We start from the raw sequence: 16,827 nt of genomic DNA, 5'->3' as shown, positions 1-16,827 counted from the left end.
ATAAAAGCGTCAGTGATGAAGTTTATGATATTCTCAAAAGGAGATCATATACAATCAATTGCAACCGGGAGAGCATCTTATCGTCAGCGCCCTAAGCGTAAAATTCGGTATAAGCGGCATTCCTATCAGGGAGGCCTTGGTAAGGCTGACCGCTGAAAAATTTTGATATTAGAGCATAATAAAGGCTTCAGAGTGGCCGCAAAGCCCTGTAATAATGATATTTATCAGTGGCATGAGGCTCGCGTGCTCATTGAGTCCTCTATCGGGGATGCGGTAATCGAAAAATAACGCGAGATGAATTGGGTGAATTAAAACGCTTGAATCATGATATTCGTACCCATGGTCATGACGGGGTTTATGATAATTACAGCGATCTTATTTCCATGAATGCTGAGTTTCATAAAGTCATCGTCAACGCGGCGGGAAATAGCTTGATAAACGATATGTATACAGCACTCGATTTTGGTCCGCAGCTTTTTATTTCACGAAGGACAGGGAGTGCCTGACCTCGATATTTTGTGCGATGAGCATGACGAAATAATTTCAGCTATCGAGGAGAAAAATCCGGTTCTTTATAGCGAAAAACCAGATTGCATATTATTCGCGGATTCAAAGACAGATTGCCAGCCGTAAAGATGAATAAATAGCCGTATTAAGTCTGGTTGATCATAATTCTAATAATATAAAAATTCGGCCGTTCAGGGAGCACCTGACGTAGTGTCGTGGTTAATAGATTAATCCAACGGCGCTAGTGACCGGGAGCTAATATGTATTTGTTTTAATCCTATTATTGCCTTGCAGTGGGATCATACCGCTGAAATCCTACTTACTACAAACCCTTAGGCAAGAAGGGCGTGGGGCCGCCTTTACGTTTAATTATGCAAAGATATGTTTCCCGAGGGTGGGTATTAAAATTATCCCTTTAGGCTATATTGAAGCGACTTTGGTCGTTATCAGCCATTAGGCATTGGTTATTAATCGCTATCTATAAAATTAATATGTCTAATTGGTTGCATGATTATCATTACATTATACGCCAATCTGCCCTGCCATTGATTTTTGCCAATATGCTTTGGGTCGCGCAAGTTGTCATTCTTCCTCTTGCCGAGATCCTATACGGGAGTTCAAAGGAAAATACACATGAAACGGAAAGGCATCATTCTCGCTGGCGGAGCGGGTACCCGTTTGCATCCCGCAACATTGGCCATTTCAAAGCAACTGCTGCCCGTATTTGATAAGCCGATGATATATTACCCGTTAAGCACACTTATGCTTGCGGGTATTAAAGATATTCTCATCATTTCCACAGAGCTGGATACGCCGCGTTTCAAACAATTGCTGGGCAGCGGAGAACAATGGGGCATAAGGCTGCGTTATCAGGTACAGCCGACCCCCAATGGGGTGGCGCAGGCGTTTATCCTGGGAGAGGAATTTCTCAATGGCGATCCCTGTGCTCTTATTCTTGGGGATAATATCTTTCATGGCAATGACCTGCCTCATTTATTGAAAAATGCGACCTATTGTGAGAGCGGCGCCAGCATCTTTGTTTATCATGTCCAGGATCCTGAGCGTTATGGCGTCGCGAAGCTGAGCGCGGATGGTAGGGTTATCAGCCTTGAGGAAAAGCCCGCCGATCCCAAGTCAAACAGCGCCGTCACAGGGCTTTATTTTTACGATAAAGATGTGTGTGAATTGACCAGGACATTGAAACTCTCTTCACGGGGCGAACTTGAGATAACCGATTTAAACCGGCTTTATCTAGAAAAAAATGCCCTTAGGGTACAGGTCATGGGGCGAGGATATACCTGGCTGGATGCCGGTACCCATAAATCCTTATTGGATGCCAGTCAATTCATTGCCACTTTGGAAAGCCGGCAGGGTCTGAAAGTATCATGCCCGGAAGAAATTGCTTATAAACAACAATGGATCGACGATCAACAACTCGCGAAGCTGGCCCGGCCATTGATGAAAAACGGCTACGGGCAATATCTGCATTTTTTGCTCAAAGAGAATACCCAATGAAACCCTCAAAGCTACCCATTCCTGATGTATTACTTTTTGAACCTCAAGTCTTTAAAGATGAACGAGGTTATTTCTATGAAAGCTTTCAGCTTAAAGCCTTTCAACAGGCGGTCAATCGCGAAATACATTTCGTTCAGAGTAACGAATCATTTTCTAAAAGAAACGTGATACGTGGTTTGCATTATCAGGTGAGTAAACCGCAGGGGAAATTAGTACGGGTGGTTAAAGGGACCGTGTTCGATGTTGCCGTTGATCTACGAAAAAATTCGCCTACCTTCGGCCAGTGGGCAGGGGCGCTATTATCTGACGAAAATTTTCATCAGCTCTGGATACCGGAGGGTTTCGCCCATGGTTTCCTGGTGATATCCGATAGTGCAAAATTACAATATATGGTGACCGATTATTGGTATCCGCAATACGATCGCTGTATACGCTTTGACGATCCGGATATTGATATCAAATGGCAGGATATGGCTCACACTGATATTGACCCCATCATCTCTTTTAAAGATCAGGCCGGGGATTCCTTGGCCGGTGCGGAGGTTTTTTAACAATGTCTGATAAAATATTCATTACCGGCGGCACCGGCATGCTCGGTGTCTATGTTGCCAATGCGTTGAGTGATACCCATTGCGAAATAGTGGTTGCTGACCGCCACCGCTTTGATCTGTCGAATCCCAAGTGTATTTTTTCCTTTATCAGGGAAGCGAGGCCGAATGTTATTTTGCATTTTGCCGCTGAAACCGATGTGGATTTATGTGAAAGAGAACCGGCACGGGCCGGTATATGCAATCATCTGGCAACGGAACAAATTGCCAAGGCGGCTGAAGCCTGCGGCGCATGGTTACTGTATATTTCTTCTTCAAACGTTTTCGGCGCGGAAGGTAAAATCAGCTATAACGAACTGGATATTCCCATTCCCACAAATTATTACGGCCGCTCAAAGTTAAACGGCGAAGAAGCGGTGAAAGCCAATTGCCCCGAGCGGCACCTGATTCTTCGTGCCGGCTGGATGATAGGCGGCGGGCCGGGTAAAGATCATAAATTTGTCGGCAAGATCGTTCAGCAAATAAAAAATGGAGCGGCGGAGTTGAAAGCGGTGAGCGACCGGTTGGGGAGTATTACCTACGCCGTTCAGTTAAGCGAATTTATCCTGTGGGCAATTAATCAGCGCCAAACCGGCACCTTTCATTTCGCCAGCAATGGAACCATCAGCCGCTTCGATATCGCGCGCGCCATTGGCGATCTTTTGAACTATCGGGGGGATATTGTTCCCGTTCAGTCTTCCATGTTCCCACTGTCGGCCCCTCGGCCTTTTTCTGAAGGTATTAAATCCCTTTATTTATCCACATTGGACGAGTCGATTAATCCCGGTTACTGGAAAGATGATCTCGCAAGATATATTGCTACTTTCCAAGGCTAATAACATAATCATGAATGATAAAATCAAACTTTTTATGCAATACGCCAAGGAATTTGGCTGGGGTAACGCCGTTATTTTCGCCTTATTCAAGCAGTTTCCCCGTTTTTTTGTGTTATTACACCAAAAGGTCAATGCCGGCCATCACTGCGTCTGGCCCGGTATGACAAACCTGGATCCGGAAATGACTTATGGCACGGTGCTTGATTATAAACCCTGGACTGAATACGGCGGTACCGTGGTTCCGGTTGCCAATAAAGACCCGCGGCCGGCATTCATCTGGTTTGTGCCGGATTGGACGAATGTTTGGGGCGGAGGTCATTATACCTTATTTCGTTTTGCCAATCATTTCGCCAGGTTTGACACTCGGAATATTATTTTTATCCATGATAATCGCCGGCATCACTCGGTAAAACATTTGCAAGAGGAGCTTATGTCGGCGCTGCCGGATTGCCAGTTAGAGGTTATGATCGATCCGGCTTTATTGCCTTCCTGCGCCGCCGCCATCGCCACCACCTGGCAGTCCGCCTATGACGTAAGGGCCTTCGAGTTTACCAATAAAAAATTTTATTTTATGCAGGATTACGAGAGCCTTTTTTACGCTTACGGCACGACATCCATGCAGGCAAACGCCACCTACGGTTTTGGTTTTATCGGTATTACCGGCGGCGGTTGGCTGAAACAGTGCTATGAATCCCATGGCGGCCGGGCGCGGAACTTTCTTTTTGCCGCGGATCGCCAAATTTTCCACCCTCCGCGCGTGAAGGACTACCGTGTACGCGAGAAGGTGTCGCGGCTGTTTTTTTACGGCCGGCCCTCTACGGAGCGTCGCTGCTTTGATTTGGGAATGGCCGCGCTGAAAAAAATCGCTGAACGGTTTCCTGACGTTGAAATTGTGATCGCGGGGCTGGATTTACAGGCCCGACCCCCCTTTCCGGCGACGCTGATGGGCAATTTGACGCTTAAGGAGACCGGCGATCTTTACCGTACCTGTGATATCGGCATGGCCTTTTCCGGGACCAATCTTTCCTATTTGCCCGTTGAGTTAATGGCTTCAGGGGTGCCGGTCATTTGCAACAACGGCCCGCATGTAGAGTGGCACTGCCGGCACGGGATAAATGCCTGCCTGGCGGATCCCGTACCACAGGCGATGCTGGAGGCGTTCAGCGCGCTTTATCATGACCGTTCGCTGCGACAGCGGCTGGCCGACGGCGGACTCGCCACCATGGCGCCGTTATCATGGGAGCAGCAAATGGACGGCATCTACCGGTACGTAATGGAAAATCTGGATTCAGCGGTAATGACCCCGAGGGAGGAGCCGGTATCCTGACCGGTTGAACGGATCGGTGCCGGGGGATGTTGACATAAAGGCCCGGCCTGTCCGGGCCGGGCGCTTTGTCAGCAAGCGGCCCTGCCGTGCGGATCATGTTCTTCTGTCAGGGGTAAAGATGCCCTGCACGCCTTTAACGCCGTGGGCCAAACCGAGGAGCATCATTTTCAGGCGCAATAACCTCGGCTTGCCGGCGATGAGGCAAAAGGTAAAGAACATCGCCAGGCGGTAGCAATGGGCGAGACGCCAGGAGACGCTCATGGGGGTATGGTAAATCATCCTGATGGTATTTCTGAACGTATAATAATTTCTCAGCGGGTTATGCTGCGGGACCTCGCGCCAGCGGGCAAACCATATTTTAATGACGGCATCGCCGAGGCTATGGCTTAACAGCGCTTTCTTCGAACCAAAAAGACGATAGCCCTTATGGGTCGCCCGAAAGCACCATTCCGTATCGACATGATCGATAAAATAGCCGTCGTTCAACAGGCCGGTATCTTTGAAAACGGCGGTGCGGATCAGGGTTCCGGATGAAATGAGAAAATCGGTCTCGATATGCTCTTCCCGCGGAGGGGGAGTGCAGCGGTGAATCAACATCCCCCGTTTGCATACGAACCCGGCCCGGGTGGAAGTCCGCCGGTCGACCGCCGTGGCGCCAACGGCTCCCACCTTGATGCCGCGCGCCAGCAGACCGGACTCCACCATCAATAATTGCCGAACCATATCGGCGGCGGGGATGCTGTCTTGATCTAGCAGCAGCGTATGGGTACATCCCCACGCTCGGGACAGGGTAATACCGCGATTTTGGCCGGCGGCGATGCCTTGGTTATCCTCATGCAGGAGAAGATGCCGATGCGCTGAAACCCGGACGATTTCACCCAGCGCGGCGCGGCAACATGCCGCAGACCCGTTATCGACGATGATGACTTCCTGCACCTGCCCGCTTATGGCGGCTATTACGTCGGCAAATAGCAGTAAATCAGGCTCATAGGTGACGATAACCGCACAAATACGGTACGATGCCGCGGTCATGGCAAAGCCTCTTTTCCCTGATACTGTTTTTCAACCCAGCGCAGATAGCTACCGCTGGTGACATTCTCCACCCAGGACCGGTGCTCCAGATACCAGCGCACCGTTTTATCCATTCCCGTCTCGAAGGTTTCCACCGGTTTCCAGCCCAATCGGTTTTCAAGCTTGGAGGCATCCAGCGCATACCGGCGATCGTGCCCCGGTCTATCCTGTATATGGGCGATTTGCCCGGCATAGGATTTCCCCCTGGCCGGAGGGCATAACCGATCCAGGATCAGGCACAAAGTCTGCACGACCTCGATATTGGTTTTTTCATTCCAACCGCCGATATTATAGGTTTGCCCCACTTCGCCGGCCGCCAGTACGCAGCGAAGGGCGGCGCAGTGATCCTTCACATATAACCAGTCCCTTACCTGCCGGCCGTCGCCATACAGGGGCAGGGTTTTGCCCGTTAATGCGTTATGGATAATCAGCGGAATCAATTTTTCCGGGAATTGGTACGGACCATAATTGTTGGAACAGTGGGTGGTTATCACCGGCAGGTCGTAGGTATGGAAATAGCTGCGCACCAGATGATCGCTTGCGGCCTTGCTGGCGGAATAGGGGCTGTTGGGCTCGTATCTGTCCGTTTCGCGAAAAGCCGGCGCTACGTTGTCCAGGGAGCCATAGACTTCATCCGTTGAGACATGTAAAAAGCGAAAGCCGGCTTTCAAGGCGTCACCGCCGGACATCCAGTATTTCCGCACCGCCTCCAGCAAATGAAAAGTGCCTACCACATTGGTTTGAATAAAATCGCCGGGATGTAAAATAGATCGATCAACATGGCTTTCCGCCGCGAAATGGATTACGCAGCGCGGCCGGAATTTTTCCAGCAGGCTGGCCAATAGCAATGGGTCACCGATATCCCCTTGAACCAAGGTATGGCGGGGATCGTGAATCAGCGCCGCCAGATTTCCCCTATTTCCAGCATAGGTCAGCTTATCCAGGTTAATCACCGCCTCATTCGATAACGCTAACCAATCCAGTACAAAATTACTGCCGATAAACCCGGCGCCGCCGGTTACCATTATGCTCATATCTTCAAACCTTTTAAAAATAGCGGCAAATATCAAACCCAGATTTCCAAGCCACGTTTGCCGGTAAATACCTGTCTGCTTGAGGACCACCAGCCTCGGCAATAGCCAAATGCCGCGGGCCACCATAAATTGGTGTAATAGTCGGGCATTTTCCCGATTCAAATGTTTGCTGATATGCTGTAAGGCTAATACATTACAATCAATCCATTTTCTGAATTCACCCCGCCATAGCCGGCGAATCCGCGTCATGTTATTGCGCCAGCCTGTATTGGTACCCACTAAATTATTCGAATGCTGACGGTAACGCACCGATGGATATTCATCATAAATAGCGCAGCCGCCGCAGCCGGTGACAACCATATAGGTCCACCAATCATGGGAAATAACGGTCACTCGCCCGGCCTCAAGCAGAAGCTCCCGGGCCGACTGATTAAATATCATGGTATTTCCGCCGCCAAGACTTTGCGTTAAGGCATTGGCAAAGCTCGGCTGCTTGGTAAATAAGGGAGATAAGCCCAGCTCACGGTCGAACTCGTCGATTAATCTTGTCCTCGAACAATACATGGCGGGTAACCCGTGCCCATTTTTGCGCAAAATATCAAGGGCGCGGCTGAGCTTATCCGCCTCCCATATATCATCCTGATCGGCATAGGCATAATAATCCGCTTTGATGGCCGGATTGCACACCAGGGACATAAAGTTTTCGGCAAATCCTCTTTGCGGACCCGCCAACAGCACCAGCCGTTTCGCACCCCATTTTTGCCGGAAGGCAGAGATGATGGACAAACTCTCATCGCGGGAACCATCATCGGAGATCCAGATCGACCACTCCTGCCAGCTTTGCGCCTCGATGGAATCCAATTGCCTTGCCAAAATCGTTGGGCATTATAAGTACCCATCAAAATGGCAACCTTAAGTGTTAATCGATCTTGCCGGTACACCATATCCATCAACGCTCCTGTTTGATATTTCTTTGAGTATGTTTGAGTCATTGATCCATAAAGTTATAATCGAAGGTGGAATAATGATGAAACAAAGCGCTTAGATGGAAATATCGTCATGTACGATGAAGGGAATATATCAGTTGGTTATGTTAGTTCAAGAAGTCAGGGTTGCGAGGGCATTAATACGTTATTTCTACTTTATGTGTTAAATATGTTATTAACAGTAATTTAGTTATTTTGTATCTTCCAGAAGTGAAGCAGATGTCTAAGAGGCTTTTCCAGGTTAATAGGCAAAAGTAAATAACATCCTGCCCAAAGTAAACCCTGGTGTTTTTATTAAACTGGCGTTACACTCTCCGGAAGGGAACCGTTTTGAGTTTATTTTCTTTCCGCCATGGAAAAGCAATGCATTTCATGATTCATGCCAGACTATAACTATGACTGGCAATAGATATCTCATGTAGGATTAGCTGCGGCAATGTATTTTGCAATAAATGATTTAATAAAAGCGTTCGCCATCTGCCGCTCGTTTCTCATTTGGCCTATAGCGATACCAAAGCGCGGTACAAGAGAAGCATGCTCGGGCCGCTCTGGCTGACGCTGGGAGCGGCGATTGGCGTCGTGGGCCTGGGCCTGGTCTGGAGCCAGCTGTTGCATCAGGATCGCAGCCAGTTTATTCCTTCGTTAACCGTGGGATTGCTGCTGTGGCAATTTATCTCCGGGACCGTCACCGAGAGTACCGGCGTTTTTGTTCGTCAGTCGCAGATTATCCGCAACTTGCAGTTGCCTTTTTTTATCCACCCCATTCAGCTGATTGCCCGTCAATGTATTTCTCTTGGCCATAATCTACTGGTGCTGGTAGGTGTATTGATCGTTTATCCTCAATCATTGAGCTGGGTAAATTTATTGAGCGTCATCGGTTTCGGCCTGGTGGTGCTTAATCTGTTATGGATCTCGGTATTGCTTGGCCTTATCGGTGCCCGCTTTCGTGATGTGGAGCAGATAGTGCAATCCCTGATGCCCATTGTGTTCTTCCTGACCCCCGTCATTTACAAGGCCGGTCATGTGGGTGTCAGCCAGGCCATTATCTGGCTGAATCCCTTTACCTATTTTGTCACGTTGGTGCGCGATCCGATCTTTGGCACTGTCCCCGCCGGATTTGTTTACCAAACGGTAGTTATCATGGCCATAGGGGGCTGGACGGCGACGCTGCTGTTTTTCAACCGCCATGCCCCCCGTCTGGCATTTTGGATATAACCATGGCGGCCCTTGTTTTTGATGATGTCACGGTGACCTATCCCATTTATAACGCCCATTCGCAATCATTGCGCAATCAATTGGTCAGGATCGGCTCAGGAGGATGCATTGGCAGCAGCGGCAACGCCATCGTGACTGTGACTGCCCTGGATCACGTCAGTTTTGCTTTAGGCAACGGGGACGCCGTCGGACTGATCGGGCATAACGGCGCCGGCAAAAGTACCTTATTGCGCACCATGGCCGGGATATACGGCGCCACCTCGGGAAGCATCATCCGGACAGGGTCGGTCTCCACGGTTTTTGAACTGGGCGCCGGTATGGACCCTGAACTCTCGGGTTACGAAAATATCATGCGCATGCTGTTGCTGATGGGGCATTCCGTTTCGGCGGCCAAGGCAAAAATACCCGATATCGAAGATTTCAGCGAGTTAGGCGATTTCCTGGTCCTGCCGGTGCGGACCTATTCTTCAGGCATGACAATGCGGCTAATGTTCTCGGTAGCGACATCCGTCAGGCCGGAAATCCTGCTGATTGACGAAATGTTCGCTACCGGCGACGCTTCCTTCCAGAAAAAGGCGGAGACGCGGATGCACGATTGGATTGCCGGGACGGATATATTTGTATTTGCGTCCCACGATCATAATTTAATCAGACGGTTATGCAACCGCGTTTTCCGACTGGATCATGGCGCTATCGAGGAAGACGATATCAGGCATATCGGAGCCGGTTGAAAAGTGCTTCGGCAGGGATGGCTTAAGCAAGAGGGGCGTGACGTACAGTCTCTCGTTGATCTACACTTTGGCGACATTCCACCGTACTGACCGCGTAATGTCGCTTTGGATAGAACCATGGTCCAATCTCCACCCGCCATGCTGGATATCGCCACGTTCATCGTGGTGGCGCAGAACGCCAGCTTTACCCGCGCGGCCGAACAGCTGGGCACCAGTAAATCAAACGTCGGCAAGGCGGTGCAGCGTCTGGAGCGCCGGCTCGGCACCAGTCTGTTCCAGCGCACTACCCGGGTAGTCCGTCTGACGGAAGATGGGGAAATCTATCTGCAAGCGGCGCGGACCGCGCTGGAAGGGTTAAGCGAGGCGGAAGTATTGCTGGCGGCGCGCCATGAAGATCCCGCCGGGCGGGTGCGTCTGAATGTTCCGGTGGGTCTGGGCAGGCTGTTATTACCCACCTTTACCGTCATCCAAAAACGCTACCCGAAAATTACCCTGGAGTTCACCCTGGACGATCGCCATGTGGACGCCGTGGGGGAAGGATGGGATATCGTGGTTCGCATCGGGCATCTTCCCGCCGAGGGCGAGATGACCGTGCGCAAGCTTTGCGATCTCCGTCTCGGATTGTATGCGTCAGCCGCTTATCTGGCAGAGCGCGACCCCATCATGTCAGTGAAGCAGTTGTGCAACCAGCAAGCCATCATGTTTCGCACCATCTCTGGCCGCCTGCGCCCATGGACCCTATGGGACGGCGGTCAAACAATGGACCTTTCCCCTGATCCCGCGATGATTCTGTCCGATGGCGGGGCGATGGTTGATGCCGCCATCAACGGCCTGGGCATTGCCCAGCTGTTCAACAGGGTTGCCCAACCCTATGTTCTCTCCGGGGCGTTGCATCACGTTCTGCCTGCAGCCGACGTCGAGGGTGCGCCGGTGCATGCCTTGATTCCCGTTGGCCACCGTATGCCGCCCAAAACGCGGGTCATCCTCGATCATCTTGCCGACGTTCTCCGCTTGCCCTTAGCCCGATAAACCGTTGGCGTTGCTCTGCTTTACTCCCTTCCCGGCAATGGCTGATATACCCGCATGGTCGTAAAACAAGCGAAAAAGATTCCTGCATCACATTGTCGATAGTAAAACGGCGGCTGTTCTTGACGCTGACTTCAATATCTCTTATATCTCGCAGTGATGTCTGTAGTAAATAAACATTTTCTGCTATGTGGAAATTATTGACTACTTTTCAGGTTAAGCCGTCGATGTCGAAATAGTAGCCGGGGTAGCGGTAGTGAAAATAACCTACTCAACAAGAAGGTAAGCGACGATGAAAGGTCCGGATATTTTAGGATGTCTCTGCATAACCGCCGTTTTTTATGGAGCAACGCTCACCAGCACGTCAGCGCAAGAACCCGCGAAAGCCATCCATTCAGCGCCTATCGAAGGGGGGCCGATTTCCATTGCCAGCCAGGGTAATTTTTTTGTCGTCGGTAAATATACGCCGACAAACAAGGGGCAGCGCATGTCGGGGCAAATGTATGTGCAATACCAGATTCCCGCTAAACAAACTCACCCCTATCCGTTGTTAATGATTCACGGCGGCGGGCAAACGGGTGAAGGCTATTATGAAACGCCCGACGGCCGCGAGGGCTGGGCAACCTATTTCTTGAGCCGCGGTTATGCGGTATACGTGGTGGATCAAGTGGGGCGCGGACGTTCCGGCTATTTCCCCGATGCTTACGGACCGACCCGCAAGCCCGATACCAGCTACTCCATCCAATGGTTTTCCCGCCAGCAGGATACGGCCCTTTATCCCCAAGCCAAGGAACATACCCAGTGGCCGGGAGAGGGCAAGCCGGGTGATGCGACCTTCGATCAATTCTACGCTTCGCAGATGGAGGACATGACCAATCTTCAGCAAAACGAGACGCTCAACCGGGCCGCCGCCGATGCGCTGATTGATAAGATAGGACCGGTCATCCTGCTGACCCACTCACAATCCGGCCCCATCGGCTGGGGTATCGCGAACGATCGCCCGAAGAGCGTCAAAGGGGTGATCGCCATCGAGTCCAGCGGACCGCCTTTTTACAATATCAAGGATACCGGTGCGCCCGGGTGGTTCAAATACGGCAACAAAATAGCCCGGCCTTATGGCCTGACGCAGACTCAGTTAACCTATGATCCGCCCCTTGTCGATACCTCAGACCTTAAGCCCGTGGAGCAGACAAAATCAGATAAGCCGGATATTGCCCCCTGCTGGCTGCAGGCAGAGCCGGTTCGTAAACTGGCCGCTCTGGCTCAGGTCCCTATCCTGATGGTGGGCAGCGCGGCGTCATACCATGTCCCCTTTGACCTGTGCACTTCAAAATACCTGGCGCAAGCGGGGGTCAAAAACGATTTTATTCGCCTGCCGAGCGTAGGAATAAACGGCAACGGCCATTTTGTCGGCATCGCTGATATAAGGTCGTAATTCATCGGAAAAGTTGTCCACTCCACCCAACATGGTCTTTCTTTAAGGTTCCGACACCGAAAGAGGAAGCGCCATGTTAAGCAGAGAGGACCACCTAATGATAAAACAAATGCGCATTCATGGCGCTTATATTATCGACATTGCCCGTCAGATTGGCTGCTCAGAACGCACGGTCAGGCGGCACCTGTCCGAGCCTGAACGTCCTCGCCGGACGTCTTCACGACGGCGTATGAGCAAACTTGAACCTTACATGGCTTTTATCGATATGCGCCTGAGTGAACATGTCTGGAACGCGCAAGTGATTTTCCAGGAAATCAAGGCGCAAGGCTATGGTGGCGGGACCACCGTGCTGCGGGAATATATCCAGCCCAAACGCCGACTCCGGCATGGTCGTGAAACCGTCCGCTTCGAAACGCAGCCCGGTTATCAGTTGCAGCACGACTGGGGTGAAGTGGAAGCAGAAGTGGCGGGCCTGCCCTGTAAAAACAACTTCGCCGTCAATACGCTGGGGTACTCGCGCCGCTTTCATGTCTTCGCCGCGCCCCGCCAGGATGCGGAGCACACTTACGAATCGCTGGTGCAGGCGTTCGGTTACTTCGGCGGCTGCGTGAAAACCGTGCTGGTTGATAACCAGAAGGCGGCGGTGCTCAAACACGATAATACCGGCGAGGTTATCTTCAACGCCGGCTTCCAGTCGCTGGCGAAGCACTACGGCTTTATCCCCCGCGCCTGCCGGCCTCACCGGCCCAGGACCAAAGGGAAAGTGGAGCGCATGGTGGGTTATGTGAAACACAACTTCTTCGTTCACTATCGACGGTTCGACAGTTTTGCGCACGTCAATCAGCTCCTGACCCAGTGGCTGGCGCAAGAGGCCGATCAACGCGACCTGCGCCAGTTCCATCAGACACCGGCAGAACGGTTCGAGGCGGAAAAAACCGCCCTGCAACCGTTGCCCGCCGGTCCGTTCGATACGAGTTATCACGATATCCGCCAAGCGGCCTGGGATGGCTACATCGACGTGCGGGGCAACCGCTACAGCCTGCCCGAAGCCTGGTGCGGGCGCCAGGTTACGGTACGCATTACCCTGGACGACGAGTTACGCGTCTACGGCAATGACGAGCTTATCGCCCGCCATCCGTTGTCACCGGCCACCGCCGGATGGCAGACGGTGCCGGAACATCACCAGGCGCTGTGGCAGCGGACCTGCCAGGTAGAGCAACGACCGCTGGATGCCTATGAGGGACTACAGTGATGAACGAACTGGAAAACCTACTGACCCGGCTGAAAATGGACCATCTGAGCGGCGCGGTGGAAAACCTGCTGGAGCAGGCCACGAAAGAAGAACTGAACTACCGGGAGTTCTTGATCCGCGCCTTGTCACAGGAATGGAACGGGCGCCGTAGCCGGGGCCTGGAATCACGGCTCAAGCAGGCCCGGTTACCCTGGATAAAACGCTGGAGCAGTTCGACTTCACCTTCCAGCCGGGAATAGATCGCAAAGTGATCCGCGAGTTGGCGGGACTGGCGTTCGTGGAGCGCAATGAAAATGTTATCTTGCTGGGTCCGCCGGGGTGGGAAAACCCATCTGGCGGTGGCCCTGGGCGTCAAAGCAGCGGATGGCGGTCACCGGGTGCTGTTCACGCCGCTGGATAAACTGATGGCAACGCTGCTCAAGGCCAAACAAGAAAACCGCCTGGAGAGGCAGATCCAACTGTTAAGCTATAGCCGGGTGTTGATCCTGGATGAAATCGGCTATCTGCCGATGACGCGGGAAGAGGCGAGCCTGTTCTTCCGGCTACTGAATCGGCGTTATGAACAAGCGAGCATCATACTGACCTCGAATAAAAGCTTCGTGGACTGGGGAGAAGTGTTCGGCGATAACGTGCTGGCATCGGCGATCCTGGACCGCTTACTGCACCACTCAACCACGGTCAATATAAAGGGGCAAAGTTACCGGCTGAAAGATAAACGCAAGGCAGGAATGTTATCGGCAAAGAGTGCGTCAGATGACGCGATAATGAGCGGACGTTAAAACGATAAACAGTGGACAACGGAAACGTTGAAAAGGGGCCACCACTTCACGATGTTGACAATTTCATCATGCTGGAGAAAAATAACCTGCAAGCCGCCAAGTTCGTAGATACCTGGATGAGCAAAAACATTCATTGAAAAGCCGTTCAAGAATGCTGTTCTTCGAGGATATCTTCGGCCATTGTGAATAATAATTAGATTTTTTGATGATAGTAGAGTAGCCAAGGGGACCGGGAAGGTCCCCTTGAGCTTATCCGCCGCCCAGGCGGGCGTGATGCGCAAGCAGGGCCTGTTGGATAATGTCCCGTAACCGCTCTGCGGCGGGGCTCAGCGCAATGTCCGATTGCAGCAGCGCTACTCCTAACGAACCGGCATCCGGCAGCAACGGATGGGGAAGGGCGTTAAGTTCAGCGGGTTTGCCCATCAAGGTACGTAACGTCAGGCCCAGCCCGGCCGTTACCGCCGCCCAGATGCCTCCGAGGCTGCGGCTTTCGAATACCACCCGCCAGGGAATGGCTGCGCGATCCAACGCTTCTATCGCCCGTTTGCGGAACAGGCAGGGCGTCTCAAACATCACCAGCGGCAATGGCCGCCCGCCGGCAATCAGGGCCGCGGCGTCCAAACGGGGATGAGATAACCAGCGCACTGGCAGTTCGGTCAACAGTTCACCCGGCATTGGCGGGGCTTCATCCTGCCAAATCAGCGCCAGATCCAATCGCTGCTCCTTAATGCCTTGTTTCAACTCCTGATTGCGTCCAATGCGTGCGGCAATCTGTACATCCCCATGAGCACGTGAAAAATCTCCCAATACCGCGGGCAACAGTGTTTCGCCAAAGTCTTCCTGCATGCCGAATCTCACTTCTCCCTGCAAGGTCATGCCGCACAGCGCTTGATAGGCTTCATCATTGAGCGTCAGCAGGCGGCGGGCAAAACCCAGCAGGACTTCGCCGCTGGGGGTCAGCGTCAGATGCCGGCCGGTTCTAACCACTAATGCAGTGCCGCATTGCTGTTCGAGTTTTTTCAGATGTGCGCTGACGGCGGAAGTGGAACGGTTTAAGCGCTGCGCGGCGATGGCGAAGCTTCCTGCCTCGATGCCTGACACAAACGAACGCAGGGCTTCACCATCCAGTGTGACCGGTCGTTTCATTAAATGTCCTGTTTTATGGGATCGTCAATGCTGATAGTTTTGATTTTATAAATCAAGCCCTGCTTTCACAATAGCTACATCAACAATTGATGGAGTTAACCATGGCAGAAAACGCGGCATTGCAACAGATGATCAGTGTGGCCCCCAAACTGGCGGAGCTCAGCGAACAGATACTGTTTGGCGATATCTGGCAACGTTCGCCGCTGTCGCCGCGGGATCGCAGCCTGGCAACGCTGGCGGCGCTGATTGCCTTGGGACGCGAGCGGCAATTAGCGTGGCATTTCCGCTATGGGTTAGCGAATGGCCTGACGCGACAGGAACTGGTGGAGATGATAACCCATCTGGCTTTTTACGCCGGTTGGCCGGCCGCCGCCACTGCGCTGGCCTGTTTGCCCGAGGAGGAATCCTGATGCCTTTTACCCGTATTATCTTGGCCGAAGGCCGCAGCGAGACATGGCTGGCACAGCTATCGAATCAGCTACACCGCACGCTGGTGGACGCTTTTGACGTGCCGGACGGCGATCGTTTCCAGGTCATAGAATGCCTGCCTGAATCGCGCCTTATCAGCGATCCGCATTATCTCACCGGCATCCGTTCACCACTGCAGGTGCAATTCCACATCACCGCCGGACGCCCGCGAAGCCGCGATCAGAAGGCGAATTTCTACCGGCTGTTGACGCAGCGACTGGAAGAAAGCCCCGGCATCCGGCCGGAAGATGTGATGATCGTGGTGCGTTTTAACTCGCCGGAAGACTGGTGTTTCGGCAATGGCCAACTTTACTCCCCGGAGCGCGTATGATTGCCATGCAATATCGTTTCACCCTGCCGGCTGACTATGATATGTCCATCATCGAACAGCGCATCCATGATAATGGCGCCCGGCTGGATAATTATCCCGGTCTGGTATTCAAGACCTACCTGTATGCCCGTCGCGGTGGAGTGTCCCCTGACGGCAAAGAGAATCGTTACGCGCCGCTCTATGTATGGCGGGACGGCACGGCAATGACCGGCTTTTTGCAAAGCGACGCTTTTGAAAAGCTGATTCGCGACTTTGGCTGGCCGGTCATTGAGTGTTGGACGGTAATATCCTCGCCCGATCTGACCGCCATTGACGGTTGCCTCTTCGCAACGATCTCCACCCACATCATTACACCCTACACTACTCTGACGGAGGCGTTGCAACCGGGCGGCGGGAATGAGCTCACGGCCTGGGACTGCAGCCGTTGGAGTGTGCTTCGCGCTCGTTTCTCAAGCCGGCCGGAGGAACCCGGCTTCCCGGATCGCTATCGTATCGGCTATATCGCCGGACCACGCGCTGTGTGATGCCGGATATAAATTAATCAAGGGCGAGGCTAAACAGGTAAAGTTTGTTCAATAGGT

16 protein-coding genes and 3 pseudogenes are annotated in these 16,827 nt (G+C 52.3%); 15 read left to right on the top strand and 4 right to left on the bottom strand.

Annotated features, from left to right (window positions below; genetic code table 11):
- Positions 1-58 precede the first annotated feature (58 nt).
- The 6 genes from GTU79_RS31765 (at position 59) to GTU79_RS29185 (ending at position 4,772) form a co-directional block, all read left to right on the top strand.
- Positions 59-166, top strand: a complete 108-nt coding sequence (locus tag GTU79_RS31765) for a GntR family transcriptional regulator (protein ID WP_214513598.1) — start codon at positions 59-61, stop codon at positions 164-166.
- Between the two features lie 133 nt (positions 167-299).
- Entirely contained in the window at positions 300-506 is a 207-nt protein-coding gene (locus GTU79_RS29205; RefSeq protein ID WP_214513597.1) for a GntR family transcriptional regulator, read from the top strand.
- 634 nt (positions 507-1,140) lie between these two features.
- A complete protein-coding gene (gene rfbA / locus GTU79_RS29200) occupies positions 1,141-2,022 on the top strand; it encodes a glucose-1-phosphate thymidylyltransferase RfbA (RefSeq protein WP_132924201.1) in 882 nt (293 codons plus the stop codon).
- Positions 2,019-2,573: a dTDP-4-dehydrorhamnose 3,5-epimerase gene (gene rfbC / locus GTU79_RS29195; RefSeq protein WP_132924202.1), complete on the top strand. Its 555-nt coding sequence runs from the start codon at positions 2,019-2,021 to the stop codon at positions 2,571-2,573. The genes rfbA and rfbC overlap by 4 nt, the downstream gene beginning before the upstream one ends.
- Positions 2,574-2,575: 2 nt before the next feature.
- The gene (locus tag GTU79_RS29190) at positions 2,576-3,445 is read left to right on the top strand and encodes a dTDP-4-dehydrorhamnose reductase family protein (RefSeq protein ID WP_203524175.1); all 870 of its coding nucleotides are present in this window, start codon (positions 2,576-2,578) and stop codon (positions 3,443-3,445) included.
- 10 nt (positions 3,446-3,455) lie between these two features.
- On the top strand, positions 3,456-4,772 hold the full coding sequence (locus GTU79_RS29185) for a glycosyltransferase family 4 protein (protein WP_203524174.1): 1,317 nt from the start codon (positions 3,456-3,458) through the stop codon (positions 4,770-4,772).
- A gap of 93 nt (positions 4,773-4,865) precedes the next feature.
- On the opposite strand, the gene GTU79_RS29180 is transcribed toward GTU79_RS29185, so the two are convergent.
- The 3 genes and pseudogenes from GTU79_RS29180 to GTU79_RS30945 form a co-directional block, all read right to left on the bottom strand.
- Entirely contained in the window at positions 4,866-5,804 is a 939-nt protein-coding gene (locus GTU79_RS29180; protein ID WP_203524173.1) for a rhamnosyltransferase, read from the bottom strand.
- Positions 5,801-6,877, bottom strand: a complete 1,077-nt coding sequence (gene rfbB / locus GTU79_RS30950) for a dTDP-glucose 4,6-dehydratase (protein ID WP_203524172.1) — start codon at positions 6,875-6,877, stop codon at positions 5,801-5,803. The genes GTU79_RS29180 and rfbB overlap by 4 nt, the downstream gene beginning before the upstream one ends.
- A gap of 582 nt (positions 6,878-7,459) precedes the next feature.
- Positions 7,460-7,750: pseudogene (locus GTU79_RS30945) on the bottom strand (glycosyltransferase); the annotation flags it as partial.
- A 549-nt stretch (positions 7,751-8,299) separates the two neighbouring features.
- On the opposite strand from GTU79_RS30945, the pseudogene GTU79_RS29170 reads away from it, so the two are divergent.
- From GTU79_RS29170 to istB, 6 genes and pseudogenes are all read left to right on the top strand, one after another.
- Positions 8,300-9,078 (top strand): annotated as a pseudogene (locus GTU79_RS29170) (ABC transporter permease).
- Between the two features lie 2 nt (positions 9,079-9,080).
- Entirely contained in the window at positions 9,081-9,809 is a 729-nt protein-coding gene (locus tag GTU79_RS29165) for an ABC transporter ATP-binding protein (RefSeq protein ID WP_203524170.1), read from the top strand.
- A 117-nt stretch (positions 9,810-9,926) separates the two neighbouring features.
- Positions 9,927-10,838, top strand: coding sequence for a LysR family transcriptional regulator (locus GTU79_RS29160; RefSeq protein WP_132924210.1), 912 nt, complete (start codon positions 9,927-9,929; stop codon positions 10,836-10,838).
- Positions 10,839-11,127: 289 nt separating this feature from the next.
- On the top strand, positions 11,128-12,270 hold the full coding sequence (locus GTU79_RS29155; RefSeq protein WP_203524169.1) for an alpha/beta hydrolase: 1,143 nt from the start codon (positions 11,128-11,130) through the stop codon (positions 12,268-12,270).
- A gap of 73 nt (positions 12,271-12,343) precedes the next feature.
- On the top strand, positions 12,344-13,522 hold the full coding sequence (istA, locus tag GTU79_RS29150; protein ID WP_214513595.1) for an IS21 family transposase: 1,179 nt from the start codon (positions 12,344-12,346) through the stop codon (positions 13,520-13,522).
- Positions 13,522-14,301 (top strand): annotated as a pseudogene (gene istB / locus GTU79_RS29145) (IS21-like element helper ATPase IstB). The gene istA and the pseudogene istB overlap by 1 nt, the downstream one beginning before the upstream one ends.
- Before the next feature lie 249 nt (positions 14,302-14,550).
- Here the strand turns inward: istB and GTU79_RS29140 are convergent.
- Entirely contained in the window at positions 14,551-15,447 is an 897-nt protein-coding gene (locus tag GTU79_RS29140) for a LysR substrate-binding domain-containing protein (protein ID WP_203524168.1), read from the bottom strand.
- A gap of 101 nt (positions 15,448-15,548) precedes the next feature.
- Between GTU79_RS29140 and GTU79_RS29135 the strand changes: the two genes are divergently transcribed.
- From GTU79_RS29135 to GTU79_RS29125, 3 genes are read left to right on the top strand one after another with little or no spacing between them, the layout of a single operon-like run.
- Positions 15,549-15,857, top strand: a complete 309-nt coding sequence (locus GTU79_RS29135) for a carboxymuconolactone decarboxylase family protein (protein WP_132924213.1) — start codon at positions 15,549-15,551, stop codon at positions 15,855-15,857.
- Positions 15,857-16,246, top strand: a complete 390-nt coding sequence (locus GTU79_RS29130) for a tautomerase family protein (RefSeq protein WP_132924214.1) — start codon at positions 15,857-15,859, stop codon at positions 16,244-16,246. Before GTU79_RS29135 ends, GTU79_RS29130 begins: the two co-directional genes overlap by 1 nt.
- Positions 16,243-16,770 carry a DUF4865 family protein gene (locus GTU79_RS29125; RefSeq protein WP_203524167.1) on the top strand — a complete coding sequence of 176 codons (528 nt, stop codon included), beginning with the start codon at positions 16,243-16,245 and terminating at the stop codon, positions 16,768-16,770. Before GTU79_RS29130 ends, GTU79_RS29125 begins: the two co-directional genes overlap by 4 nt.
- The last annotated feature ends 57 nt before the right edge of the window (positions 16,771-16,827 follow it).

This window comes from Sodalis ligni (genome assembly GCF_016865525.2).
GTDB lineage: Bacteria > Pseudomonadota > Gammaproteobacteria > Enterobacterales > Enterobacteriaceae > Acerihabitans > Acerihabitans ligni.
The sequence above is the reverse complement of the archived record's forward strand: the minus strand, read 5'-3'. Positions and strand labels throughout refer to the sequence as shown.

What these genes read in the sequence shown, in the direction of transcription:
- GTU79_RS29130 (WP_132924214.1), top strand. Translation starts at nt 15,857, where the DNA reads ATGCCTTTTACCCGTATTATCTTGGCCGAAGGCCGCAGCGAGACATGG.
- rfbA (WP_132924201.1), top strand. Translation starts at nt 1,141, where the DNA reads ATGAAACGGAAAGGCATCATTCTCGCTGGCGGAGCGGGTACCCGTTTG.
- rfbB (WP_203524172.1), bottom strand. Translation starts at nt 6,877, where the DNA reads ATGAGCATAATGGTAACCGGCGGCGCCGGGTTTATCGGCAGTAATTTT.
- GTU79_RS29125 (WP_203524167.1), top strand. Translation starts at nt 16,243, where the DNA reads ATGATTGCCATGCAATATCGTTTCACCCTGCCGGCTGACTATGATATG.
- GTU79_RS29160 (WP_132924210.1), top strand. Translation starts at nt 9,927, where the DNA reads ATGGTCCAATCTCCACCCGCCATGCTGGATATCGCCACGTTCATCGTG.
- GTU79_RS29190 (WP_203524175.1), top strand. Translation starts at nt 2,576, where the DNA reads ATGTCTGATAAAATATTCATTACCGGCGGCACCGGCATGCTCGGTGTC.
- GTU79_RS29180 (WP_203524173.1), bottom strand. Translation starts at nt 5,804, where the DNA reads ATGACCGCGGCATCGTACCGTATTTGTGCGGTTATCGTCACCTATGAG.
- GTU79_RS29155 (WP_203524169.1), top strand. Translation starts at nt 11,128, where the DNA reads ATGAAAGGTCCGGATATTTTAGGATGTCTCTGCATAACCGCCGTTTTT.
- GTU79_RS29165 (WP_203524170.1), top strand. Translation starts at nt 9,081, where the DNA reads ATGGCGGCCCTTGTTTTTGATGATGTCACGGTGACCTATCCCATTTAT.
- GTU79_RS29135 (WP_132924213.1), top strand. Translation starts at nt 15,549, where the DNA reads ATGGCAGAAAACGCGGCATTGCAACAGATGATCAGTGTGGCCCCCAAA.
- rfbC (WP_132924202.1), top strand. Translation starts at nt 2,019, where the DNA reads ATGAAACCCTCAAAGCTACCCATTCCTGATGTATTACTTTTTGAACCT.
- GTU79_RS29140 (WP_203524168.1), bottom strand. Translation starts at nt 15,447, where the DNA reads ATGAAACGACCGGTCACACTGGATGGTGAAGCCCTGCGTTCGTTTGTG.
- GTU79_RS29185 (WP_203524174.1), top strand. Translation starts at nt 3,456, where the DNA reads ATGAATGATAAAATCAAACTTTTTATGCAATACGCCAAGGAATTTGGC.
- istA (WP_214513595.1), top strand. Translation starts at nt 12,344, where the DNA reads ATGTTAAGCAGAGAGGACCACCTAATGATAAAACAAATGCGCATTCAT.